21 protein-coding genes are annotated in these 23,001 nt (G+C 71.8%); 12 read left to right on the top strand and 9 right to left on the bottom strand.

Annotated features, from left to right (window positions below; translation table 11 throughout):
* Position 1 precedes the first annotated feature (1 nt).
* Complete coding sequence (locus tag ACWGH0_RS07375) at positions 2-496, bottom strand: DUF2771 domain-containing protein (protein ID WP_453403184.1); 495 nt, start codon at positions 494-496, stop codon at positions 2-4.
* 27 nt (positions 497-523) lie between these two features.
* Positions 524-1,909, bottom strand: a complete 1,386-nt coding sequence (locus ACWGH0_RS07370; protein WP_453403183.1) for an MFS transporter — start codon at positions 1,907-1,909, stop codon at positions 524-526.
* Between the two features lie 474 nt (positions 1,910-2,383).
* On the opposite strand from ACWGH0_RS07370, the gene ACWGH0_RS07365 reads away from it, so the two are divergent.
* From ACWGH0_RS07365 to ACWGH0_RS07345, 5 genes are all read left to right on the top strand, one after another.
* Positions 2,384-3,307, top strand: a complete 924-nt coding sequence (locus ACWGH0_RS07365; protein WP_453403182.1) for a DUF3027 domain-containing protein — start codon at positions 2,384-2,386, stop codon at positions 3,305-3,307.
* 286 nt (positions 3,308-3,593) lie between these two features.
* A complete protein-coding gene (locus ACWGH0_RS07360; protein WP_453403181.1) occupies positions 3,594-6,725 on the top strand; it encodes a sacsin N-terminal ATP-binding-like domain-containing protein in 3,132 nt (1,043 codons plus the stop codon).
* 108 nt (positions 6,726-6,833) lie between these two features.
* Positions 6,834-7,661, top strand: a complete 828-nt coding sequence (locus tag ACWGH0_RS07355; RefSeq protein ID WP_453403180.1) for a DUF5707 domain-containing protein — start codon at positions 6,834-6,836, stop codon at positions 7,659-7,661.
* A gap of 226 nt (positions 7,662-7,887) precedes the next feature.
* On the top strand, positions 7,888-8,631 hold the full coding sequence (locus ACWGH0_RS07350) for a calcium-binding protein (RefSeq protein ID WP_453403179.1): 744 nt from the start codon (positions 7,888-7,890) through the stop codon (positions 8,629-8,631).
* Positions 8,632-8,730: 99 nt separating this feature from the next.
* Positions 8,731-9,564: a calcium-binding protein gene (locus tag ACWGH0_RS07345; RefSeq protein ID WP_453403178.1), complete on the top strand. Its 834-nt coding sequence runs from the start codon at positions 8,731-8,733 to the stop codon at positions 9,562-9,564.
* On the opposite strand, the gene ACWGH0_RS07340 is transcribed toward ACWGH0_RS07345, so the two are convergent.
* Together ACWGH0_RS07340 and ACWGH0_RS07335 are read right to left on the bottom strand one after the other, a co-directional pair.
* Complete coding sequence (locus ACWGH0_RS07340; protein WP_453403177.1) at positions 9,546-11,984, bottom strand: HAD-IC family P-type ATPase; 2,439 nt, start codon at positions 11,982-11,984, stop codon at positions 9,546-9,548. The two genes, ACWGH0_RS07345 and ACWGH0_RS07340, sit on opposite strands and share 19 nt — an antisense overlap.
* 173 nt (positions 11,985-12,157) lie before the next feature.
* Positions 12,158-12,490, bottom strand: coding sequence for a DUF2530 domain-containing protein (locus ACWGH0_RS07335; RefSeq protein ID WP_453403176.1), 333 nt, complete (start codon positions 12,488-12,490; stop codon positions 12,158-12,160).
* Positions 12,491-12,698: 208 nt separating this feature from the next.
* Between ACWGH0_RS07335 and ACWGH0_RS07330 the strand changes: the two genes are divergently transcribed.
* On the top strand, positions 12,699-14,156 hold the full coding sequence (locus ACWGH0_RS07330; RefSeq protein ID WP_453403259.1) for an NCS2 family permease: 1,458 nt from the start codon (positions 12,699-12,701) through the stop codon (positions 14,154-14,156).
* Positions 14,157-14,220: 64 nt separating this feature from the next.
* On the opposite strand, the gene ACWGH0_RS07325 is transcribed toward ACWGH0_RS07330, so the two are convergent.
* Entirely contained in the window at positions 14,221-14,403 is a 183-nt protein-coding gene (locus tag ACWGH0_RS07325) for a toxin-antitoxin system HicB family antitoxin (RefSeq protein ID WP_453403175.1), read from the bottom strand.
* A 120-nt stretch (positions 14,404-14,523) separates the two neighbouring features.
* On the opposite strand from ACWGH0_RS07325, the gene ACWGH0_RS07320 reads away from it, so the two are divergent.
* Positions 14,524-14,961, top strand: coding sequence for a MarR family winged helix-turn-helix transcriptional regulator (locus ACWGH0_RS07320; RefSeq protein ID WP_138898141.1), 438 nt, complete (start codon positions 14,524-14,526; stop codon positions 14,959-14,961).
* Between the two features lie 31 nt (positions 14,962-14,992).
* Positions 14,993-16,372: an MFS transporter gene (locus ACWGH0_RS07315; protein ID WP_453403174.1), complete on the top strand. Its 1,380-nt coding sequence runs from the start codon at positions 14,993-14,995 to the stop codon at positions 16,370-16,372.
* A gap of 53 nt (positions 16,373-16,425) precedes the next feature.
* On the opposite strand, the gene ACWGH0_RS07310 is transcribed toward ACWGH0_RS07315, so the two are convergent.
* Together ACWGH0_RS07310 and ACWGH0_RS07305 are read right to left on the bottom strand one after the other, a co-directional pair.
* Positions 16,426-16,797, bottom strand: coding sequence for a fic family toxin-antitoxin system, toxin component (locus ACWGH0_RS07310; RefSeq protein WP_453403173.1), 372 nt, complete (start codon positions 16,795-16,797; stop codon positions 16,426-16,428).
* Positions 16,794-17,042 carry a hypothetical protein gene (locus ACWGH0_RS07305; protein ID WP_453403172.1) on the bottom strand — a complete coding sequence of 83 codons (249 nt, stop codon included), beginning with the start codon at positions 17,040-17,042 and terminating at the stop codon, positions 16,794-16,796. Before ACWGH0_RS07305 ends, ACWGH0_RS07310 begins: the two co-directional genes overlap by 4 nt.
* A 111-nt stretch (positions 17,043-17,153) precedes the next feature.
* On the opposite strand from ACWGH0_RS07305, the gene thpR reads away from it, so the two are divergent.
* Positions 17,154-17,723 carry an RNA 2',3'-cyclic phosphodiesterase gene (gene thpR / locus ACWGH0_RS07300; RefSeq protein ID WP_453403171.1) on the top strand — a complete coding sequence of 190 codons (570 nt, stop codon included), beginning with the start codon at positions 17,154-17,156 and terminating at the stop codon, positions 17,721-17,723.
* A gap of 223 nt (positions 17,724-17,946) precedes the next feature.
* On the opposite strand, the gene ACWGH0_RS07295 is transcribed toward thpR, so the two are convergent.
* Entirely contained in the window at positions 17,947-18,945 is a 999-nt protein-coding gene (locus tag ACWGH0_RS07295; RefSeq protein WP_453403170.1) for an aldo/keto reductase, read from the bottom strand.
* Between the two features lie 372 nt (positions 18,946-19,317).
* On the opposite strand from ACWGH0_RS07295, the gene ACWGH0_RS07290 reads away from it, so the two are divergent.
* Positions 19,318-20,235: a class I SAM-dependent methyltransferase gene (locus tag ACWGH0_RS07290; protein ID WP_453403169.1), complete on the top strand. Its 918-nt coding sequence runs from the start codon at positions 19,318-19,320 to the stop codon at positions 20,233-20,235.
* Positions 20,236-20,565: 330 nt separating this feature from the next.
* A complete protein-coding gene (locus ACWGH0_RS07285) occupies positions 20,566-20,991 on the top strand; it encodes a DUF6281 family protein (protein WP_453403168.1) in 426 nt (141 codons plus the stop codon).
* A gap of 172 nt (positions 20,992-21,163) precedes the next feature.
* Here ACWGH0_RS07285 and ACWGH0_RS07280 read toward each other — a convergent pair whose 3' ends face one another.
* Positions 21,164-21,874 carry a GDSL-type esterase/lipase family protein gene (locus tag ACWGH0_RS07280; protein ID WP_453403167.1) on the bottom strand — a complete coding sequence of 237 codons (711 nt, stop codon included), beginning with the start codon at positions 21,872-21,874 and terminating at the stop codon, positions 21,164-21,166.
* Positions 21,875-21,917: 43 nt separating this feature from the next.
* Between ACWGH0_RS07280 and ACWGH0_RS07275 the strand changes: the two genes are divergently transcribed.
* Complete coding sequence (locus tag ACWGH0_RS07275) at positions 21,918-22,952, top strand: WD40 repeat domain-containing protein (protein WP_453403258.1); 1,035 nt, start codon at positions 21,918-21,920, stop codon at positions 22,950-22,952.
* Positions 22,953-23,001 lie beyond the last annotated feature (49 nt).

Here is a 23,001-nt window from a genome sequence, read left to right as displayed (position 1 = left end):
GTCAGGAGGTCTTCTCCAGCTTGAAGTGCCAGATGCCGGTGAGCTTCTTGCCCTTCGTCTCGACGACGCTGACCTGCGCCTCGTCGGGGCTCGGCGCGCCCGGCTGCTGTTGCTGCTGCTGGGCGAAGAAGGCGCTGCCCGGGATGGTCCGGTACGTCTTCTTGAACGGCTCCTGCTCGGCCTGCTGGCCGTTGATGAAGAGCGTCCAGCCCTTGTCCGCGATCTCGGGGTCGACGCCGAAGCGGACCTTGTCGTCCATGGAGACCTTGACGGTCTTCTCGGCCTTCTTGTTCAGGCAGCCCTGGAGCAGGGACTCCTTGATCGCGGAGCCGTCGTTGTAGCAGGCGGCCTCGGTGTTCACCGAGTTCGTGCCGACCGTCACGGTCGCGAGCGGCGTCGGCTTGTCGCAGGCGGACAGGACGAGGAGTCCGGCCGACACGGCACCGATCACGGTGGCGGTGCGGCGGGCCTTACCAGAGGGGAGCGCAACGGTCATGGGGCGAAGGCTATCGCCCGCTCCTCCTCACGCGACGCGGGGGTGCGGCGTGCCGCGCCGGGCCGCCCCCAGGAGGCCCCGTACGGAAAGGGCCGCGCCCGTCGCGAGAAGCCCCGCGGCGACCGACATGCCGAGCGCGCCGTTCAGCGGCAGCGCGATCCCGATGGCGCCGCCCACCACCCAGGCCATCTGGAGCAGCGTCTCGGACCGCGCGAACGCCGACGTCCGCACCTCTTCGGGCACGTCCCGCTGGATCAGCGCGTCCAGCGACAGCTTGGCCAGCGCCTGGCACAGTCCGGCCGTCGCGCCGAGCACCGCCACCATGAGCCCGCCGAAGAACACCGCCGCGCAGACGGCCACGCCCAGCGTCAGCAGCAGGACCGTCGCGATGATCAGCTCGGGGCCCCGGGACTTGAGCAGGGCCCCGATGGCCGTCCCGCAGGCGTTGCCCACCCCGGCCGAGATGCCCACGACCGCGAGCGACACGGCCGCGCTCTGCCCGGAGAGCGGATGCTCGCGGATGAGGAACGCCAGGAAGAAGATCAGGAATCCGGAGAGCGCGCGATGCGCCGCGTTGGCCTGGAGGCCGTGCAGTACGGAAGGGCCGACGGTCCGCAGGCCGGGGCGGCGCGGCGCCCTGCCGTTCGCGCGCTCGTGCCCGAGGTGCCCGTGGCCGTGTTCCAGCAGCATGGCCTTCCGCTCGCCCTTGGCGGAGTCGACCTTGTGCGGCATGGAGAAGGCCAGGACCGTACCGGCGACGAACAGCACGAACGCCCCGTACAGCGGCCACGCAGGACCGAGCTGCTGGAGTCCCACCCCGATGGGCGCGGCGGCGCCCGTCGCCAGCAGGCCGGCCAGCGTCACCCGCGAGTTCGCCTTCACCAGGGAGAAACCGGGCGGGAGCAGGCGCGGGACGACGGCGCTCCGTACGACGCCGTACGCCTTCGAGGACACCAGTACGCCAAGTGCCGCCGGATAGAGCTCCAGGCCGCCCGTCGCCACCGCGCCCGACATCGCCAGGGCGAGCAGCGCGCGGGCCAGCATCGCGCCGGCCATCGCGGCCCTGCGGCCGTGCGGGATCCGGTCCAGGAGCGGCCCGATCACCGGGGCCAGCAGGGTGAAGGGCGCCATGGTGACGGCCAGGTACAGGGCCACCCGGCCGCGCGCCTCGTCCGTCGGGACGGAGAAGAACACGGTGGAGGCGAGGGCGACCGTGACCATCACGTCGCCCGCGCCGTTCACGGCATGCAGCTCGATCAGCTTGCCGAGGCCCGACTCGCCCGCGCCGTGCGCGTGCGTGGCGCGCCGAATGCCCTTCGCCGTACCGGAGAAGGGCAGGTGGAGGGCACGGCCGATCGCCCGGGCCCTCCTGCTGAGTGGACCGGATCCGTCGGACGACTTTGCGGCAGCCACCCCGCCATAGTGCCCCAACCCTCCCCGGGTCGAACGTGAAACATGGCGGGCGACGCGGACGGACCATCACTCCGGGCATTCCGGACGCATCACCGCCACCGCGACGCGTCCGGGCCCGTTCCGTCCCTGTTCCGCCGCCGTTCCCCGCCCGCTCCGACGCCGGTCCCGTACCGGATCTCCACCGGATCTGTCGGGCCTTCCGGCCGCAAAGACGGGCGTGCAGGTGGGCCGGGGGCGGTGAAGGGGGTAGCGTGCGTAGCGCGCCACCGGCGGTTGTCCTCGGCCGCGCGCCTCTCCGTCATCCCGCAGAATGGGTGGTGGAAAGTGCGCCCGAGACCGAGACGGTCGGGCGAGGCGCGGACGTCGACGCGGCCCTTCGGTCCGCTCCGCCCGCAGCTCGCACCTCGTATCTCGTACCTCGTACGGGCATCCGTTGGCGCACCCGTGAGACGGCGTAGGAGAGAAGCGAGACCTGTGAGTGCTGCGACGACGCGAAGCCGAACCCCTGACCGCCTGTGCGCCGAGGCGGTAGACCTTGCCCGGGCGGCGGCCGAGGAGGCCGCCTTTCCCGGGGTGGTCGGCGAGCATGTCTCCCTCTTCGCCGAGGGTGACCGGGTCGTCACCCACCTCTTCGAATGCAAGGAACCCGGTTACCGGGGCTGGCGCTGGGCGGTGACGGTCACCCGCGCCTCGCGGGCCAAGCTGGTCACCCTCAACGAGACCGTGCTCCTGCCGGGGCCGGACTCGCTGCTGGCGCCGGAGTGGGTGCCGTGGAGCGAGCGGCTGCGCCCCGGGGACATGGGGCCGGGCGACCTGCTCCCCACCGAGGCCGACGACCTGCGCCTGGAGCCGGGCTACACCGGCGCGGACGTCCCGCCGCCGGACTCGGCCGTCTCCGAGGAGATGGCGGAGCTCGTCGAGGCGGAGGACGCCGAGGTCGCGGGCGGAGCGCCGGCGACGCTGCCGCTGGTCCCCTCGCGCGGGTCGATCGCGGCGGTCGCCGAGGAGCTCGGGATGCGGCGGGCGCGCGTCCTGTCCCGCTACGGGCTGCACATCGCGGCGGACCGCTGGGACGAGGCGTACGGCGCGAAGACCCCGATGGCCCAGGCCGCGCCGGCGACCTGCGTGTCGTGCGCCTTCCTGGTGCCGCTGACCGGATCGCTGCGGCAGGCGTTCGGCGTCTGCGCGAACGAGTACTCGCCCGCCGACGGTCGGGTCGTCTCGCTCGCCTACGGCTGCGGCGGGCACTCGGAGGCGGCGGTCATGCCGAAGCCGATGCGCCCCGCGCCGCCGGTGCTGGACTCGATGGCCACGGACGCGTTCCCGCTCCGCCCGGACCCGGAGGGCGGCTCGGTCCCGGCCGTACCGGACCCGTCGGAGGACCTGGGTCACTCCTGACCCGCCCGGCCGGCTCCGCACCCCTCCCCGCACGACGGGGGGCTTCACGGGGCCGGCGGCCGGTCCGGCGCGCGCCGGCACGGCCGTGGCGCCGTCAGGGCCTCCGGCCTCCTCCCGTCCGCCGACGGAAGGGCGGCCTCCCGTCGCCGCCGGCCCGGCACGGCCACCCGGTGACCGCCGCCGGGGGCGTTCGCGCGGGATACTTGGGCCCCGGACACGCGGGTAGGCGTCACATGAAGATCAGGCACGACCAGCCATCCGTACCTCAGGACGAGCGGAGACCAGCGTGAGCGTCAGGGCCACCGACGAGGCCGACCCCTTCGGGACGGCGCGGCTGCGACGCGGGGTGCTCGACGCCTGGAGCGCGAGTCCCGCCCGCTTCCGTGAGGACGCCAACGCCGAGGAGGACCTGGCCCTCGGCGGCTACCGCGACCGCCTCGTCGTCGAGCTGGCCCAGAACGCCGCCGACGCCGCCGCCCGCGCCGGCGTGACCGGCCGGCTGCGCCTGACCCTGCACGCCGCCACCGCCGACGCGCCCGCCATCCTCGCCGCCGCCAACACCGGCGCGCCGCTCGACGCCGCCGGCGTCGAATCGCTCAGCACCCTGCGGGCGTCGGCCAAGCGCGAGGACACCGACAACGCGGTCGGCCGCTTCGGCGTCGGGTTCGCGGCCGTGCTCGCCGTCAGCGACGAGCCCGCCGTCCTCGGCCGGCACGGCGGCGTCCGCTGGTCCCTGGCGGAGGCCAGGGAACTGGCCGTGGACGCCGCCCAGGCCGCCCCGGGGCTCGGAGAGGAACTGCGCCGCCGCGACGGCCACGTACCGCTGCTGCGCCTGCCGCTCCCCGCCGAGGGATCGGCCCCCGACGGCTACGACACCGTCGTGGTCCTTCCGCTGCGCGACGGCGGCGCCGTGGACCTCGTCCAGCACCTCCTCGACGCCATCGACGACGCGTTGCTGCTGACGCTTCCCGGCCTCGCCGAGATCGTCGTCGAAACCCCGGACGGCACCACCCGTACGCTCACGCGCGCCGAGCGGGACGCCTACGTCCACGTCGACGACACCGCCCGGGGCGCCACCCGCACCACCCGCTGGCGCACCGTCACCCGCTCCGGCGCCCTGCGGCCCGAACTCCTCGCCGACCGGCCCGTCGAAGAGCGTCTGCGCCCCCACTGGGCCGTCACCTGGGCCGTCCCCGTGGACGGCGAAGGAGCGCCGCAGCGGCCCGCCACCGCGCCCGTCGTGCACGCCCCGACCCCGACCGACGAACCGCTCGGCGTACCGGCGCTCCTCATCGCCTCGCTGCCCCTGGACACCACCCGCCGCCACCCCGCGCCGGGACCGCTGACCGACTTCCTCGTGGAGCGCGCGGCCGACGCGTACGCCGAACTGCTCGGCGACTGGGAGCCGGTGTCGACCGGCACGGTCGACCTGGTCCCCGGCCCGCTCGGCAGGGGCGAGCTGGACGGCGCCCTGCGCGCCGCCGTCATCGCCCGGCTGCCCCGCGTCGCGTTCCTCGCACCGGCCGCGCCGTCCGAGGAACTGACCGCGCTGCGCCCCTTCGAGGCGGAGGTCGTCGAGGGAGCGGGCGCCGACACCGTGCGCGTCATGGCCGAGGTGCTGCCGACGCTGCTCCCCGCCGGTCTGGAACGCCGGGCCGAGCTGCGCACCCTGGGCGTCGGCCGGCTGCCGCTGGGTGACGCCATCGAGCGCCTCGCGGGCGTCGAGCGCGAGCCGTCGTGGTGGCGGCGGCTGTACGAGTCGCTGGCCGGCGTCGACCCGGACCGCCTGTCCGGCCTGCCGGTGCCGCTGGCCAGTGGCCGTACGGTCATCGGCCCCCGGCAGGTGCTGCTGCCGCTGACCGGCGCCGAACCGGACACCGCCGCCCCCGAGCAGCTCGCCCGCCTCGGCCTCAAGGTCGCCCACCCGGACGCCACCCACCCCCTCCTGGAGAAGCTCGGCGCGCTCCCCGCCACCCCCCGCGCCGTCCTCACCACCCCGCAGGTGCGGGCCGCCGTCGCCGCCTCCCTCGACGAGGGCGGCCAGATCTGGGACGAGGACGCCCCGGACGCCGACGAACTCGCGGAGACCGTGCTGGCGCTCGTACGGGACGCCGACCTGTCGCCCGGGGACGAGCCGTGGCTCGGCGCGCTGGCGCTGCCCGACGAGGACGGCGAACTGTCGCCCGCCGGTGAACTCGTGCTGCCCGGCAGCCCGTTCGCCCGGATCATGCGCGAGGGCGAACTCGCCCTGTGCGACGCCGAACTGGCCGACCGCTGGGGCGAGCAGCCGCTCACGGCCTGCGGCGTGCTGGCCGGCTTCGCGCTCGTGCGCACCACCGACATCGTGCTCGACCCGGACGAATTCGAGCCACGGGACGGCGACTTCGCCGAGCCCGACGACGCCGGTCTGCTGGACGCCGTCGACGTGTGGTGCGAGGACATCCTCGACCAGCTGCCGGAGACCTCCGTGCCGCCGGTGGCCACCGAGATCGTCGCCGTACGGGACCTGGACCTCGTCGACGACGACAAGTGGCCGCAGGCCCTCGCGCTGCTCGCGCAGCCGCCGCTGCGGGACGCGCTGACGCAGCCCGTACGGGTCCTGCTGCCGGACGGGACGACGCAGTCCGTACGCCCGTACACCGCGTGGTGGCTGCGCGACCACCCGGTGCTCGACGGGCGGCGTCCGGCCGGCCTGCGGTCGGCGGGCGGCGATCCGCTCCTGGACGGGCTCTACACCTCGGCGGACGCCACCGGCTTCGACGACGAGCAGGTGCTGAGGGCGCTCGGCGTACGGACCTCCGTGGCGGCGCTGCTGGACGAGCCGGGCGGCGCGGCCGAACTCCTCGGCCGCCTCGCGGACCCGGACCGCACGGTCACCGCCGCCCAACTGCACGCGCTGTACGGCGCCCTGGCCGACCTCGACCCCGAACAGGTGACGCTGCCGGACGAGTTGCGCGCGGTGGTGGACGGCGAGGTGCGGGTGGTCGACGCGGCGGACGCGGTGGTCGCGGACGCCCCCGACCTGCTCCCGCTCACCTCGGGGCTGCCCCTGCTGCCGGTCGCCCCTTCGCGCGCCGCCGACCTGGCCGACCTGCTCCAGGTCCGCCGGCTGAGCGAGTCGGCCGAGGCGGAGGTGACGTCGGAAGGCGTGGAGCGGGAGGTGCCGGAAGCGGTGCGCATCCTGCTCGGTGCCGGTACACCGTCGTCGTACTTCGAACACGAGGAACTGCTGGCGGGCGGGGTCGAGCTGGATTGGCGCCGCACGCCCGACGGAGTCGTCCACGCGGCCACGCTGGAGGGCGTGGCGGCGGGTCTTGCCTGGTCGGCGGGTCAGTGGCCGCGCCGGTTCGAGGTGGCGGCGCTCATCGAGGACCCGTCGCGGACGGACGAACTCGAACGGGACCGCTGGTTCGACTGATTTCGTGTTTACGAACTCTCCGCCCCCTCCTTACACTTCGTTCGACACTCAAAGATCCCGCCGGGGGGAAAAAGCGGCGGGGTCGCATACCTGTGGGGACATACATACATGCGCATACGTGCCACCGTGGCCGCCGTCACCGGCGCCCTGGCTCTGTCCGCTCTCGTCGCCCCGGCCGCCACGGCCGTGGACGCTCCGAAGCCCGGCCGCCTCGCGGCCTTCGCCGGGCAGGCTCCCGCTGACGACGTCGTCGGCGACACCAAGATCACCAACGTCGTCGTCAACGGCGGCAAGGACATCGTCCTGGGCACCACGAACCCCAAGACGATCACCGTCTCCGTGACGGCGACCGACGCGTCCGGCATCAACGACGCGTTCGTCGCGCTCTGGCACGGCACCGCCGACAACGTCGACGGCTACCTCATCCCGAACGAGGAAACCGCCACCTGCACGGCGGTCAACGCCACGACGTCGACGTGCAAGCTCACGATCACGATCGACCCGCAGCTCGACCTGTACATGAACTCGCTCGCGGGCACCTGGAAGGTCGAGGCCGCGGCAGAGGGCAACGACGCCGACTACATCTGGAAGGACGCGTACAAGACGCACCGCGTCCAGCGGTTCTCCAAGCTGACGGTCAACGCCTCGCCGGAGCCGGTCGTCAAGGGCAAGACCATCACGGTCACGGGCAAGCTGTCCCGCGCCAACTGGGAGACCTACACGTACGCGGGCTACACCGGCCAGCCGGTGAAGCTCCAGTTCCGCAAGGCCGGCACCAGCACGTACACCACGCTGAAGACGGTCACGTCGAGCAGCACGGGCAGCCTGAAGTCGACCGTCACCGCGGCCTCCGACGGCTACTTCCGCTACTCGTTCGCGGGTACGTCGACCACCCCCGCGGTCTCCGCGGCCGGTGACTACGTCGACGTCCGCTGACGCGAGCACCGAGCACTGACACCGGGCGCCGCACACGGGCGCCCGACCGGCTGACGGGCTGACCGCCCGACCGGCCGGGCGACCGGCCGCCGCCCCGGAACCACACAGGATCCGGGGCGGTGGCGGCGTCGCCGTACCAGGACCACTTCACGGGGCTTCGCTCAACACCTCACCTTCCCGGCCGGGGGGAACACGCGGCGGGAGGTGGGTCGACCATGGGGAAAACATGCGCTTTCGTGCCACTGCGGCCGCCGTCTCCGGCGCCCTGGCCCTGTCGGCCCTCGCCGTCCCGTCCGCCCTGGCGGACGGTGGTCACGGCGACACCGCCCTCACCGAGGTGGTCGTCAACGGCGGCAAGAACGTCGTCATCGGCACCACCGAGGTCAGGACCTTCACCGTCGCCGTCACGGCCACGGACGACTCGGGCGTCATCGGCGCCGACCTCACCCTGAACGGCCCCGGCTTCGGGTCCCTGGAGCCCACCGACGTGGACTGCCTGGACAACACCTGCACCGGCACCTTCTCGGTCGACCCCCGTGCCGACCTCGCGTACGCCAACGACAAGGCCGGCACCTGGTACGTCGACGCCTGGGTGGACGCCGCAGACGGCGACCACGTCTGGAGGCAGCAGGCGGCCTCCTTCAAGCTCCAGCGCCAGTCGACCCTTTCGGTCAACGCCGCGCCCGAGCCGGTCGCCAAGGGCGGCACGATCACGATCACCGGCAAGCTGGCCCGCGCCAACTGGGAGACGTACACGTACGCGGGCTACACCGGCCAGCCGGTGAAGCTCCAGTTCCGCAAGGCCGGCACCACCACGTACTCCACCGTCAAGACGGTGACGTCCAACGGCTCCGGTGCGCTGAAGGCGACCGCCACGGCGGCCTCCGACGGCTACTGGCGCTACGCCTTCGCCGGCACGTCCACCACCCCCGCGGCCACCGCGGCGGGCGACCACGTCGACGTGCGCTAGGCGGCGTTCGCTCCACCCGTACCACCACAGCACGGGCCCCGCCGGGGGGAAAACGCGGCGGGGCACGTACCGACTCTCACCCAATGGGGACATCACCACATGCGCATACGCACCACCGTGGCCGCCGTTTCTGGCGCCCTGGCCCTCTCCGCCCTCGCCGTACCGGCCGCCCAGGCCGACCACAGCCCGAGGCCGGCCGGCCTCTCGGCGGCCCTCGCCGCCCAGCCGGACGTCAAGGCCGCCGCGGGCGACACCAAGATCACCAAGGCTGTCGTCAACGGCGGCAAGAACCTGACCGTCGGCACCACCGCGGTGAAGACCGTCACCGCCGAGGTCACCGCTACCGACCCCGACGGCATCTACGAGATCCACGCCGCCCTGTGGAACGGCGCGGGCAGCGACTTCGAGAACGCCAAGGGCTTCATCGGCGCGGACAGCCAGACGGGCACCTGCACCGAGGTCAACGCGACCACCACGAAGTGCAAGTACACCTTCGAGGTCGACCCGCTGCTCCTGAGGAACGACATCGCCGGCACCTGGAAGCTCTGGACCGTGGGCATCGGCGCCGACGGCGACTCCGTCACCAACGCCACCGCCGCCACCTTCAAGATCCTGCGCGCCGGCAAGCTGACGACCGACGCCTCCCCGGAGCCGGTCCGCAAGGGCAAGACCGTCACCGTCAAGGGCAAGCTGTCGCGCGCCAACTGGGACGAACTCCGTTACGCCGGTTACTCGAACCAGAAGGTCCAGCTCCAGTTCCGCAAGAAGACCGGCACCACGTACACCACGGTCAAGACGGTGACGTCGGGCAGCACCGGCAACCTCTCGGCCACCACCACGGCCACGGTCGACGGCTACTTCCGCTACACGTTCGCGGGCTCGTCCACCACCGCGGCCGTCACCGCGACCGGCGACTACGTCGACGTGCGCTGACCGCCCTCGTGGGCGACTCCTCCGGCTGAGCCGGAGAAGCGGCGGCCGACCCAGCGCCACACCAGCTCCAGGGCGGCCGCCGCCACCGCCGAGACGCCCACCGCCAACCACGGCATCGTCGTACCGACCAGGCGCAGCGCGAAGAAGTCCTGGAGCCACGGCACCACGAGCACGACCACGAAGCACAGGCTCATCGCGGCCACCAGGCCGAGGCGCCACCAGGTGTACGGGCGGGCGATGATCGCCAGTACCCAGATCGACACCAGGAAGAGCGTCAGCGTCGCCACGCTCGTCTCGGCGGACAGGGCGTCCGGACCCGAGTAGTGGGAGCGGGCGAGCAGGTACGTGCAGAAGGTCGCGCACGCGGCGATGACGCCGCTGGGGATCGAGTACCGCATCACCCGGCGGACGAAGTGCGGCTGGGCCCGTTCCTTGTTGGGCGCCAGCGCCAGGAAGAACGCCGGGACGCCGATCGTCAGGGTCGACAGCAGCGTCAGGTGGCGGGGCAGGAACGGGTACTCGACCTGCGAGCAGACCACCAGGATCGCCAGCAGCACCGAGTAGACCGTCTTCGTCAGGAAGAGCGTCGCGACCCGTGTGATGTTGCCGATGACCCGGCGCCCCTCGGCCACCACCGAGGGCAGCGTCGCGAAGCTGTTGTTCAGCAGCACGATCTGGGCGACCGCGCGGGTCGCCTCCGAGCCGGAACCCATCGCGACCCCGATGTCGGCGTCCTTCAGCGCCAGCACGTCGTTGACGCCGTCGCCCGTCATCGCGACCGTGTGGCCGTTCGACTGGAGCGCCGCGACCATCTCGCGCTTCTGCTGCGGGGTGACCCGGCCGAAGACCGCGTTCTCGTCCAGTGCCTGCGCCATCCGGGCGCGCTCGGCGGGCAGGTTGCGGGCGTCGACGGTGTTCGCCGCGCCCGGCATGTCCAGCTTGTCCGCCACCGCGCCCACCGACACCGCGTTGTCGCCGGAGATCACCTTCGTGGCGACGTCCTGGTCGGCGAAGTACTGGAGGGTGTCGGCGGCGTCGGGGCGCAGCCGCTGCTCCAGGACCACCAGGGCGGTCGCGTGCGAACCGTCCCTGACCGCCGGGTCGTCGAGCGCCCCTTCGACGCGGGTGAGGAGCAGCACCCGCAGGCCCTGCTGGTTGAGCAGGTCGATCTCGTCGAGGTACGGGTCGTTCTCCGGCAGCAGCACGTCGGGGGCGCCGAGCAGCCACGAACTGCTGCCTCCGTCGCCCTCGGTGAAGCTCGCCCCGCTGTACTTGCGGGCGGACGAGAAGGGCAGGGACCCCGTACAGCGCCAGGAGCCGTCGTCCGGGTAGGCGCCGCGAATCGCCAGGAGGCTGGCGTTCGGCCGTGGATCGGACTCGCCCAGGGCGCCGAGCACGGTGTGCACGTACGCCTCGTCGGCGCCGGAGCCGTCCAGCGCCCGCACCTCGGTGACGTCCATGCCGCCCTCGGTGAGCGTGCCCGTCTTGTCCAGGCAGACCACGTCGACCCGGGCGAGGCCCTCGATCGCGGGCAGCTCCTGCACCAGGCACTGCTTGCGGCCGAGGCGGACCACGCCGACCGCGAAGGCGACCGAGGTGAGCAGCACCAGGCCCTCGGGGATCATCGGGACGATGCCGCCGACCGTCCGCGCGACGGAGTTCCTGAGCTCGTTCTCCTTGACGACGAGCTGGCTGACGACCAGGCCGATCGAGGTCGGGATCATCAGCCAGGTCACGAACTTGAGGATCTGGTTGATGCCGTTGCGCAGCTCGGAGTGGACGAGCGTGAAGCGGGACGCCTCCTCCGCGAGCTGGGTGGCGTACGCCTCGCGGCCGACCTTGGTCGCGGTGAACGCGCCGCCGCCCGCGACGACGAAGCTGCCCGACATCACCTGGTCGCCCGGCTGCTTGAGCACCGGGTCCGCCTCACCGGTCAGCAGGGACTCGTCGACCTCCAGGCCGTCGGCCTCGACCACCTCGCCGTCGACGACGGCCTTGTCGCCGGGACCGAGCTCCACCAGGTCGCCGAGGACGATCTCCGAGGTCGTCACCTCGGCGGAGACGCCGTCCCGGCGGACCTTGGGTCTCGCCTCGCCGATGACGGCGAGGTTGTCCAGGGTCTTCTTGGCGCGCAGCTCCTGGACGATGCCGATGGCGGTGTTGGCGACGATCACGAAGCCGAAGAGGCTGTCCTGGATCGGCGCGACGAAGAGCATGATCACCCACAGCACGCCGATGATCGCGTTGAAACGGGTGAAGACGTTGGACCGGACGATCTCGACGGCCGAGCGCGAGCTGCGCACCGGTACGTCGTTGACCTCGCCCCGGGCGACCCGTTCGGCGACCTCGGCCGCGGTGAGCCCGGTGGGCCCGGGCCCCGCGACGGTCCCGTGCGTGTCGATCTCTGCCCGCTGCGTCATGGTTCCGACGGTACGACCGGATGTGCCGGTTGACCCGTCGAGTGGCGGCAGACGGGACCGGGGGAGGACGGCGGGACGGCGGGCACCGTCCTTCGGTCGTACGGCTTCCCCGACTTCCGGTGGGGGTGTGCCCGGGGAGTGTGCCCGGCCTCCGGTGGGGGCCGTCGGGGGCGTCAGCGGGGGTCGGGCCCGGCGTCGGCCGGTCCTGTGGGGCCTGGCGTCTCTGCCGCTTCTGCCGTGTCCGCCGTTCCGGTGGCCTGCGCGGCCTGCGCGCGCTTGATCGCCGCGTCGCGCCCCCGTACGTACCAGATGCCGATCAGGCCGAGTCCGCCGCCGGCCAGGCAGGTCCAGACCCATCCCGCCCAGCCCCGGTCGTCGAACCAGCCGTAGAACGGGACCTGCACGAGGAAGAGGGCGAACCACAGGATCGTGCCGCCGACGATGGTGGCGACGACGGGCCCCTCAAGGGGCTCGGGTGCCTCGTGCTTGGGGGTCCACTTCGCCATGGGAACAGTGTAGGCGGGGCGTACGCGCCCGCGGCGGCCCCGGCGCGGGCCAGTGGGCGCAGGGGTCTACGCGCGGAGATAGCGATCTTTCCCTTATGTATTCATACTGAAACGGCTTTGGTCTGACCGGTTTTGTTCGGCTGAACATCCAAGGTCGACCGCTTCCGGTTCACTTCCTGAGCTTCCCTTCTTCCGCATGAGGTCACGCATGTCCCCCTCGGTCACGGCTCCGGTCGACGACAAGCAGCCGCCGTCCCCCTCGGAGCAGCGGAGCGGTCTCGACCGCTTCTTCAAGATCTCCGAGCGGGGCTCCACCGTCGCCCGCGAGATCCGGGGCGGTCTCGCCACCTTCTTCGCGATGGCCTACATCATCGTGCTGAACCCGATCATCCTCGGCAGCGCCAAGGACATGTACGGGCACCAGCTCGACGGCGGCCAGCTGGTCACCGCCACCGTGCTGACGGCCGCGTTCTCCACGCTGCTGATGGGTGTCATCGGCAACGTACCGATCGCGCTCGCGGCCGGCCTCGGCGTCAACACCGTCGTGGCCCTCCAGCTCGCACCCCGCATGAGCTGGGCCGACGCGATGGGCATGGTCGTACTCGCCGGCTTCGTCGTCATGCTGCTCGTGGCGACCGGACTCCGGGAGCGCGTGATGAGCGCGGTGCCGAACAGCCTGCGCAAGGGCATCGCGATCGGCATCGGCCTCTTCATCATGCTGATCGGCCTGGTCGACTCCGGCTTCGTCTCCCGCATCCCGGACGCCGCGCACACCACCGTCCCGCTCCAGCTCGGGGCCACCGGCCACCTCAACGGCTGGCCGGTGCTGGTCTTCGTCCTCGGCGTGCTGCTGACGCTGGCGCTGATCGTCCGCAAGGTGCCGGGTGCCATCCTCATCTCGATCGTCGTGATGACCGTCGTCTCCCTGGTGATCAACGCCGTGGCCGACATCCCGGCCGGCGGCTGGGGGCTGACCACGCCCGAGTGGCCCGGCAACCCGGTCGCCTCGCCCGACTTCGGTCTGGTCGGCCAGGTCAGCCTGTTCGGCGGCTTCGAGAAGGTCGGCCTGCTCACCGGCGTCCTCTTCGTCTTCACCGTGCTGCTGTCGTGCTTCTTCGACGCGATGGGCACGATCCTCGGCGTCAGCGACGAGGCCAAGCTGCTGGACGAGAAGGGCAACCTCCCCGGCGTCAACAAGGTGCTGCTCATCGACGGCATCGCCGTCGCCGCCGGTGGCGCCAGCTCCAGCTCCGCCACCACCTGCTTCGTGGAGTCCACCGCCGGAGTCGGCGAGGGCGCGCGCACGGGCCTGGCGAACGTCGTCACGGGCGGTCTGTTCGCCGTGGGCCTGTTCCTCACGCCGCTGGTCACGATGGTGCCGTCGCAGGCCGCCACGCCGGCCCTGGTCGCCGTCGGCTTCCTCATCCTGTCGGGCTCGGTCAAGGACATCGACTGGAGCGACTACACGCTCGCGATCCCGGCGTTCCTGACGATGGTGATGATGCCGTTCACGTACTCGATCACGAACGGCATCGGCATCGGCTTCGTCGCCTTCTGCGTGCTGCGCCTGGCCGCGGGACGCGGGCGCGAGGTGCCGGTGGCCATGTACGCGGTGTCGGCCGTCTTCGCCTTCTACTACCTGATGCCGGCGCTGCGGCTCACGTAGGGCACGCCCATCGGGTGTGCGGGCGGCCTCACGCCGCGCAGGCCCGTCGGGCACGAGGGCGGCCTCACGTCAGGCCGTAGAACTTCTCCGTCTCGTCGACCGCCGTCTTGAAGCGCTCGTCGAAGTCGTCGCGCATGAGCGTCCGGACCACATAGTCCTGGACGCTCATTCCGCGTTTGGCGGCATGGTCCCGGAGACGGTCGTGCAGTTCCCCGTCTATCCGCAGGCTGAGCACTGTCGATCCCATGGGGGACAGGGTGACGTTCCCGTCCCCGGCGGCGCGTCGCTTTCCGCGGTCGACTCACTCGTACGGGTGAGCTTGTCATCGCGCTGGTCTTTAGTGTGGGTAATGAGTTAGGCTAAATACATGCCTGACCTGTCGCACGACGGCAACGCTGCCGCCGTGAACTCCCTGCGCTCGGCCGTCATGCGGCTGGGCCGGCGCCTGAAGCATCAGCGCGTCGACGAATCGCTGAGCCCCACCGAGATGTCGGTGCTCGGCACACTCGCCCGCTGCGGCTCGGCCACCCCCGGTGAGCTGGCCCGCAAGGAGCATGTGCAGCCGCCCTCGATGACCCGCATCGTGGCGCTGCTCGAAGCCAAGGGACTGGTCAGGCTGGAGCCTCATCCCGACGACCGCCGGCAGAAGGTGGTCAGCCAGACCGAGACCGCCGAGGCGATGCTCGAAGAGAGCCGCCGCAAGCGGAACGCCTGGCTGGCCGGCCTCGCCGAGGGTCTGGACGAGGACGAATGGGCGAAGCTGCGCGCTGCCGCCCCCGTCCTGGAGAAGCTCGCACACCTCTGACCCCGCGCGCCGCCAAGGAGGCGAACCCACTTTGAGTACGGGATCCGGAGCAGACTCCGCCCCCGCACCGAACACCCACAACGAGACTCTCACCAAGGAACACCGAGGGACGACGGGCATGTTCTCGTCCCTGAGGATCCGGAACTACCGGCTCTTCGCCACCGGCGCCGTCGTGTCCAACACCGGCACCTGGATGTCCCGCATCACCCAGGACTGGCTGGTGCTCGACCTCACCGGGTCGGCCGCGGCCGTCGGCATCACCACGGCCCTCCAGTTCCTGCCGATGCTGCTCTTCGGCCTGTACGGCGGCGTCATCGCCGACCGCTGCCCGAAGCGCACCCTCCTGCTGTTCAGCCAGGCCGCCCTCGGCCTGTGCGGAGTGGCGCTCGCCGCCCTCACGCTCTCCGGCCACGTCCAGGTCTGGCACGTGTACCTGATCGCGTTCCTGCTCGGCATGGTCACGGTCGTCGACAACCCGGCACGGCAGTCGTTCGTGTCCGAGATGGTCGGCCCCGGCCAGCTGCGCAACGCCGTCAGCCTCAACTCGGCGAACTTCCAGTCCGCCCGTCTGATCGGCCCCGCCGTCGCCGGTGTGCTGATCACGACCGTCGGCAGCGGCTGGGCGTTCATGCTCAACGGCCTGTCCTTCCTGGCGCCGATCGCCGGTCTCTTGCTCATGCGCCCGAGCGAGATGCACAAGGTGGAACGGGTGCCGCGCGGCAAGGGCCAGCTGAGGGAGGGCCTGCGGTACGTCAAGGGCCGCCCCGAGCTGATGTGGCCGATCGTCCTGGTCGGCTTCGTCGGCACGTTCGGCTTCAACTTCCCGATCTGGCTGAGCGCCTTCGCCGACGGCGTCTTCCACGGCGGAGCCGGGCTCTACTCGTTCTTCAACATCCTGATGGCGGCCGGCTCCCTGGCGGGCGCGCTGCTCTCCGCCCGCCGCCGCTCCTCGCGGCTGCGGATGCTGGTGGCCGCCGCGATGGCCTTCGGGCTGCTCCAGATCACGGCGTCGTTCTCGCCGTCCCTGTGGCTGTTCGCGCTGCTGCTGGTGCCGATCGGCATGCTCGGCCTGACGGTCAACGTCACGGCCAACACGAGCGTCCAGATGGCCACCGACCCGTTGATGCGGGGCCGCGTCATGAGCCTCTACATGATGGTCTTCGCCGGCGGCACGCCGCTGGGCGCGCCCCTCCTGGGCTGGGTGACCGACACCTACGGCGCCCGGGTGGGCTTCGCCACGGGCGGCGTCATCTCGCTGCTCGCGGGCATCGGCGTGGCCGTCGTACTGGCCCGCCTCGGCGGGCTGCGGCTGAAGCTGGACCTGCGCCGGGGGCGCCGGCACGTGTCGTTCGTCCCGAAGGCGCGGCACGAGGAAGCGGTACGCGCGAAGGAACTCACGACGGTGGCGTGACACGTCCTGGAGAGACGATCAGGGCCCGGGCACCCGCCCGGGCCCGTCGTCGTTCACATCTCCGCCCACTCGCGCAGATCGCGCGCCAGGGCGCGCACGCCCGGCATGCCGGGAGCCACCCGGGAGAGCAGCGCCGTCGCTCTGGCAGGGTCGGGCTTGAGCCGCACGCCGTTGGCCTCCAGGAAACCGACGGCCGCGTACCACCCGAAGCGCAGGTTCGAGTGTTCGAGGGGACCCAGCAGTGCGAGGGTCTGGAGCAGAACGGCGGCCTTGCCCGTCAGAGTCTGGTAGCACTCGATGCCGCCGACGGAGGCCGACGGACGCGCCACGGCGGTGACCAGTGCCCCGTAGTCGTCCACCTGGGGATCTCCCGGGATGCTCTCCGCCACGTGCAGAAGCTCCGCCAGCTCCGGAGGGTGGATCACACGCGCTCCCCGGCGGCATCGGCCCGCGGCCGGCCGGCGTCCCACCGCGCGTCGGCTTCGGCGAGGACCTCGTGGTAGACGTCGATGCTCTCCTTGACGGCGGCCATGTACCGCTGGTGGAAGCCCTCCCGCTGGAGCGTCGACACGACGTACTCCTGCACGGACATGTCACGGGCCGCGGCCTGCTCCTTGACCGAGGCGAGGGTGTCGCTGTCTATGCGCACGCTGAGCATCCTGGTAGCCATGCGGCCATGCTTGCACGATGTCTGCGCAGGTGAAAGCGGAGGTGCACATTCGGGTGGGGGAGTGACCGCAGCCGATCACCGAGGGTCGAACCGGTGCCGGAAACTGGTCGTATGAGACTCTTCGCGGCCGTGCTGCCGCCCGCCGATGCCGTCGACGAACTCGCCGTCGCCGTGAGACGGCTGCACACCCTGCCCGGGCACGACGGTCTGCGCTGGACCGGGCACGACGGCTGGCACTTCACGCTCGCCTTCCTCGGCGAGGTGGACGGGGAACTCCTCCCCTCCGTCGAGGAACGCCTCGCCCGCGCCGCCTCCCGCCACGAGCCCTTCCCCCTGAGCGTCCACGGCGGCGGCCACTTCGGCCGCCGCGCCCTGTGGGCCGGGGCGGCGGGCGGCCTCGACGCCATGCGGCTGCTCGCCGGCCGCGCGGACGCGGCGGCGCGGCGGGCGGGGGTGGCGATGGAGGAGCACCGCGCGTACAAGGCGCACCTGACCGTCGCCCGGACCCGCACCGGCTTCGACACCGACCTGCGGCCGTACGTCGACGTCCTCGCCGGCTTCGAGGGCACGGCGTGGACCGTGCGTGAGCTTGCTCTCGTACGCAGCAACCCGCCGACCGCAGGTGTGCCCGGAGCGCAGCCGCGGTACGAGCCGTTGCGCCGCTGGCCGCTGGGGCACTGAGGCGGGGCGGCGCAAAGGGCCCGCGCCGGCGGCGGTTACGCTCGATGCGTGGACCCGAAAAGCAGAAACCGGATCATGGCCGGTGTACTCGTGCTGATGTTCGTCGTCGTCGCCGTCGGAGCCGCGCTCGGAGGGTGACGGGCCGGCCGGGGCCGCCGCGGCGCGTGACGCCCGCGGCGACCCGTCCAGCGGCGGCACCCACCGGACGACGACCTCGCGGTACCTACCAGGCGAAAGCCTCGGGGGACGGTCCCGGCCCCGGGAAGATCTCGTCCAGCGACGCCAGCACCTCCTCCGAAAACTCCAGCTCGACCGCCCGCAGCGCCGACTCCAGCTGCTCGGCCGTGCGCGGCCCGACGATCGGCCCGGTGACCCCGGGCCGGGTGAGCAGCCAGGCCAGGGCCGCCTCGCCGGGTTCGATGCCGTGCTTGTCGAGCAGGTCCTCGTACGCCTGCACCTGCGCGCGCACCGAGGTGTTGGCCAGCGCGTCCGCCGAACGCCCGGACGCGGAGCGTGCCGCCCCGCCCTCGCGCTCCTTGCGCAGTACGCCGCCGAGCAGCCCGCCGTGCAGCGGCGACCACGGGATGACCCCGAGCCCGTACTCCTGGGCGGCCGGAACGACCTCCATCTCGGCGCGCCGCTCGGCGAGGTTGTAGAGGCACTGCTCGCTGACGAGCCCGTACGACCCGAGCCGCCGCGCGGTCTCGTTCGCCCGCGCGATGTGCCAGCCGGCGAAGTTCGACGACCCGGCGTACAGGATCTTGCCCTGCCGCACGAGTACGTCGACGGCCTGCCAGATCTCCTCGAACGGGGTGTGCCGGTCGACGTGGTGGAACTGGTAGACGTCGATGTGGTCGGTGCGCAGCCGCTTGAGGCTGGCCTCGACGGACCGGCGGATGTTCAGGGCGGAGAGGCGGTCGTGGTTGGGCCAGGGCGGCGAGTCGTCGAGCGACATGTTGGCGTAGACCTTGGTGGCGAGGACGGTCTTGTCCCGCCGGTCGCCGCCCTTCGCGAACCAGGAACCGATGATCTCCTCGGTCCGGCCCTTGTTGGCGCCCCAACCGTAGGCGTTGGCGGTGTCGAAGAAGTTGACGCCGGCTTCCAGCGCGGCGTCCATGATGGCGTGGCTGTCGGCCTCGTCGGTCTGGGGCCCGAAGTTCATCGTGCCGAGGACGAGGCGGCTGACCTTGAGTCCTGTGCGTCCGAGTTGCGTGTACTTCATGGTTGCCAAGCCAACGCCTTCGAGCGCGCTCGAAGCAAGGGGACGTGCGGGCAACCGGCCTCCTCGTTGCCGCTTACTGCCGTTTGCCGTCCCCGAGTTGACCTGGCCGGCTCGGTACGCGACGGTCCCGGACCCCGGCCCGGAAAACCAGCTCCGACGCGCCCCGCGGCGCCCCCGTAACGGCCTCCGGCGGGCACGCACACGCCGGAGGAACAGGCCCGCGGCCCGCACCCTCACCGATCACCCGAGAGCCCGCCAGACGCCTGCCAACGCGGTCCCCGCCCCGGCCCTTCACCCCACCTGACCTGGGCTTTCATGCCTTCTCCGTCTAGGGTCGAACCACCGGAGAATCCATCGACAAGGGGGGCCGAGATGGACCGCACCATGCGCACGGTCGACGATGTGCTGAGGCTTCTTGACAGCTTGTTCGCGCGGGACGCCGACCGCTGGACGGCTGGCGCGGCGAAGTGGTGGGACGGCTTCTACGCGGACCGGGAGAAGCCGGTTCCGTTCTTCGTGCCCAAGCCGGACGAGAACCTCGTCCAGTACGCCGAGCGGGGCCTGATCACCCCGGGGCGCGCCCTCGACCTGGGCTGCGGACCGGGCCGTAACGCCGTCCATCTCGCTTCGTCGGGCTGGCAGGTGGACGCGATCGACCTGTCCCCGCAGGCCATCGCCTGGGCCGAGGAACGGGCGAAGGCCGCGGGGGTGTTGGCGGACTCGGGGGAGCCGGGTGGGCCTGCGGGTTCGGGTTCCGCTTCGGGTTCTGGTTCGGCTTCGGGTGCGGGGGTGCGCTTCCGGTGTGCCGACGTGTTCTCCCTCACCGAGGAGGAGCTGGCGGAGCGAGGCGGCCCGTACGACCTCGTGTACGACTCCGGTTGCTTCCACCACCTGCCGCCGCATCGCCGCGTCAGCTACCTCGCGCTGCTGGACCGGGTCCTCGCGCCGGGCGGTCACTTCGCGCTGACGTGCTTCGCTGCGGGCGAGGGCGGCATGGGTTCGGAGCTTCCCGACGCGGACTTCTACGGCACCGCGAACGGCGGACTGCACGGCGGCCTGGCCTACACACCGGAGTCACTGCGATGGATCTTCTCCAACCACGACCACAACGAGGATCGCGACCATGACCATGACCATGACCATGACCATGACCATGACCAAGCCCACGACCACGCCCACGACCACGGCCTGACGGAGGTAGAGCTGCGCCGCATGCGCGACGAACCGCCCGAGTCCCCGTCGTTCGGTGAACCGTTCCTCTGGACGGCACTGTTCCGAAAGAAGGGGTAGGGCCCCGGCGGCACGCCCGCTGCCCCCACCGCGCCGCGCGGCGGGGGCAGCGGCAGCGATCGCCAGGTCAGCCGCAGGAGCCGTCGACCCAGCGGTGCGATTTGAGCATGTACGTGCCTTGCAGGTTGCCGCGCTGTGCGGCGGAGTCGACGGGTGCTGGTGCGCCCCTCCCACCCCTGGCCGGAACCGAGTTGATTGCCGCTCGCTGCTTGTAGAGTCACGGCCACGGGCAGGGGAGCCCGGCCGATCGGGACCACCGGCCGGCTGCGGGCCACCGGCCGCTGACCGCGGACCGCCGACAGCCCGCATTCCGTCAGGGGGAACGTACCGATGAGCGTCCACTTCACGATCACCCGAGGCCGGCTCGTACGCACGCTCGTGCTGGCGGCCGCCGCCACGACGGCCGCCGTCGGCTGTACGTCGTCGAGCGGCGGCGGGGACGCGCATGGCGGCGGAGGATCGGCGTCCTGCGCGTACAGGGTGACGTACGAAGGCCGCACGTACGGGGATGTCGCCAACATCGACTTCGAGGTCGGGAAGAAGATCGGCACCGTCAGTCTCCCGCCCTGCGACGACACCGGGTCGCAGGAGAAGGCCGTGGAACCGACGGAGTCCGTCGCCTACGCGGTCGAGGGGCTCGACCCGGCTGTCGCCATCGCCGTGGGCTCGGCGCCCGAGGATGCGATCTTCGTCGCCGTCGATCCTGGCAGGAAACTGCCCGCCGAGGTCGAGAAGCTGCGGCGCAACGGCTCCTGACGCCCGTCGGTTCACGTCCGGCCGCTGGGAGAGGAAGTCGACAGTCGGCGCGGAGCGCCGGGTCGCGAATCGGCGGAAATGGTGCGAATGGGGCGGGGGTCTGCGTCCATTGCGCGGTTCCTCCCGCTCCGCTGAAGGGGCGTCGGCAGCCGTCGCCGGGCGCGCGCCCGCCTCACGCGCGGGTCAGGGCCTCCGCGGGGGCGGGCGCGTAGGGGCCGCCCACCCCCCACGCAGTGTGCATCGCGTCGGCGAAGGCGGCGGCCAGCTTGTGTTCGCCCGTCGGCCCCGGGTGCGTGCCGTCGTAGGTGTCCCGGTGGATGTCGTACGTCGCGTGCGGCGACGCCAGCACGAGCGGGGACGTGCCGGGCGCGTCCAGGTTCGCCACCGCCTTGGCCAGCAGCTCGTTGAAGCGGTCGCACTCGGCGGCGAAGGGGGCGTCGGACTCGGCCCGCACGTTGGGGATGACGGGGTGGATCACCATCCGTATCGCGGGGTTGGCCGCCCTCGCCTCCGCGATGAAGCGTTCCGTGTTCTCGGCGGTCTGCTGCGCGTCCGTGTAGAAGCCGAGGTCGATCAGGCCCAGCGACACCAGCAGCACGTCCGCCTTCGTCGACGACACCGTCTCGCCGATCAGCGGCGCCATGTGCAGCCAGCCCTCGCCCCACCCCGACAGGTGGCGGCGGGCGTGCTCCGGGAAGGCGGGGTCGGCGTACGCGTACGAGAGCGGGGCGTTCGCGCCGGTGTCGTACAGCTCGGTGCGTGGGCCGACGATCCCGAACGGGCCGCCGTACGACGCCACCAGGTGCTGCCACATGCGATAACGCCAGGTGAAGTCGCCGGCGCGCCCGATGGTCATGGAGTCGCCGACGAACAGGAAGCGCATTGCGTCATCATCCCGGATCACTGCCGTGGCCTGCGACGTGATGATGAACACTTGGACCATGCGCCCGCTCTCGTACGTCGTCGCCCCCAGTGCCGCAGCCGTCCTTCTCCTGCTCGCGTCCGGTGGCGCCGCCGTCGCCGACGACGGCTTCGTCATCAAGGACCCGCGCATCACCGAGTCCAGCGGCCTGGCCGCCAGCCGCATCCACCCGGGCGTCTACTGGACGCACAACGACAGCGACGACGGGGCGTACGTCTATGCCGTCGACTCCAAGAGCGGTGAGACGGTCGCCACCCTCACGCTGCGCGGGATCGGGTCGCCGCGCGACGTCGAGGGCATCTCCATCGGGCCGGACGGGAACGTGTACGTCGGTGACATCGGCGACAACCTCGACGGCAGTTGGAGCCACGTCTGGATCTACCGCTTCCCCGAGCCGAAGCGGCTCGTGGACGCCACGGTCGACGCGGCGCAGTTCACCGTGAAGTACGCCGACGGGGCCCGCAACGCCGAGGCGCTGATGGTTCATCCGAAGACCGGCCGCGTCTACATCGCCAGCAAGAACGAGGACGGCGGCGGGCTCTACGAGGGGCCCGCCCGGCTGTCGGCCGGCGGTACGAACGTGTTCCGGCGGGTGGGCGAGGTGCCGTGGGTGACGGACGGGGCGTTCTCCCCGGACGGGAAGGAACTCGTTCTGCGGTCCTACTTCAGCGCCCGCGCGTACGCGTGGAAGCAGAACGGGCGGCTGGGGGCCGACCGGGCGGTGAGCGCGCCGTTCCAGGGGCAGGCGGAGTCGGTCACGTACACGGCCGACGGTGCGGCCATGATGTTCGGCTCCGAGGGCGCCCAGAGCGATGTCCAGCGGGTGGCCGTGGAGGGGCGCGAGGGGGGCGGTTCCGGTTCCGGCTCCGGCTCCGGTGGTGACTCGCCGTCCTCGGGAGGCGGTGCGGGGGACGAGGGCACCGGGGGTGGCGGTGATGACGTCGTGGGGGGTGACGGGAAGACCACCTTGGGGCTGGTGGTGGTCGGGGGTGTCGTGGCGCTTTTCCTGGGGCTGCGGCGGTTGAGGCGCCGGTCCTAGGCGGGAGCGTAACGGAGAGTGACCGTTCGGCGTGCGGGCGTGACGAACC

This window comes from Streptomyces sp. NPDC054887, from assembly GCF_053610585.1.
This window is presented reverse-complemented; position numbering and strand designations above follow the sequence as displayed.

Excerpts from the sequence above, each read along its gene's own strand:
- ACWGH0_RS07320 (WP_138898141.1), top strand. The coding sequence starts at position 14,524 with ATGCCTGACCTGTCGCACGACGGCAACGCTGCCGCCGTGAACTCCCTG.
- ACWGH0_RS07375 (WP_453403184.1), bottom strand. The coding sequence starts at position 496 with ATGACCGTTGCGCTCCCCTCTGGTAAGGCCCGCCGCACCGCCACCGTG.
- ACWGH0_RS07340 (WP_453403177.1), bottom strand. The coding sequence starts at position 11,984 with ATGACGCAGCGGGCAGAGATCGACACGCACGGGACCGTCGCGGGGCCC.
- ACWGH0_RS07355 (WP_453403180.1), top strand. The coding sequence starts at position 6,834 with ATGCGCATACGTGCCACCGTGGCCGCCGTCACCGGCGCCCTGGCTCTG.
- ACWGH0_RS07330 (WP_453403259.1), top strand. The coding sequence starts at position 12,699 with ATGTCCCCCTCGGTCACGGCTCCGGTCGACGACAAGCAGCCGCCGTCC.
- ACWGH0_RS07295 (WP_453403170.1), bottom strand. The coding sequence starts at position 18,945 with ATGAAGTACACGCAACTCGGACGCACAGGACTCAAGGTCAGCCGCCTC.
- ACWGH0_RS07285 (WP_453403168.1), top strand. The coding sequence starts at position 20,566 with ATGAGCGTCCACTTCACGATCACCCGAGGCCGGCTCGTACGCACGCTC.
- ACWGH0_RS07290 (WP_453403169.1), top strand. The coding sequence starts at position 19,318 with ATGGACCGCACCATGCGCACGGTCGACGATGTGCTGAGGCTTCTTGAC.
- ACWGH0_RS07345 (WP_453403178.1), top strand. The coding sequence starts at position 8,731 with ATGCGCATACGCACCACCGTGGCCGCCGTTTCTGGCGCCCTGGCCCTC.
- ACWGH0_RS07275 (WP_453403258.1), top strand. The coding sequence starts at position 21,918 with ATGAACACTTGGACCATGCGCCCGCTCTCGTACGTCGTCGCCCCCAGT.
- thpR (WP_453403171.1), top strand. The coding sequence starts at position 17,154 with ATGAGACTCTTCGCGGCCGTGCTGCCGCCCGCCGATGCCGTCGACGAA.
- ACWGH0_RS07325 (WP_453403175.1), bottom strand. The coding sequence starts at position 14,403 with ATGGGATCGACAGTGCTCAGCCTGCGGATAGACGGGGAACTGCACGAC.
- ACWGH0_RS07335 (WP_453403176.1), bottom strand. The coding sequence starts at position 12,490 with ATGGCGAAGTGGACCCCCAAGCACGAGGCACCCGAGCCCCTTGAGGGG.
- ACWGH0_RS07280 (WP_453403167.1), bottom strand. The coding sequence starts at position 21,874 with ATGCGCTTCCTGTTCGTCGGCGACTCCATGACCATCGGGCGCGCCGGC.
- ACWGH0_RS07305 (WP_453403172.1), bottom strand. The coding sequence starts at position 17,042 with ATGGCTACCAGGATGCTCAGCGTGCGCATAGACAGCGACACCCTCGCC.
- ACWGH0_RS07350 (WP_453403179.1), top strand. The coding sequence starts at position 7,888 with ATGCGCTTTCGTGCCACTGCGGCCGCCGTCTCCGGCGCCCTGGCCCTG.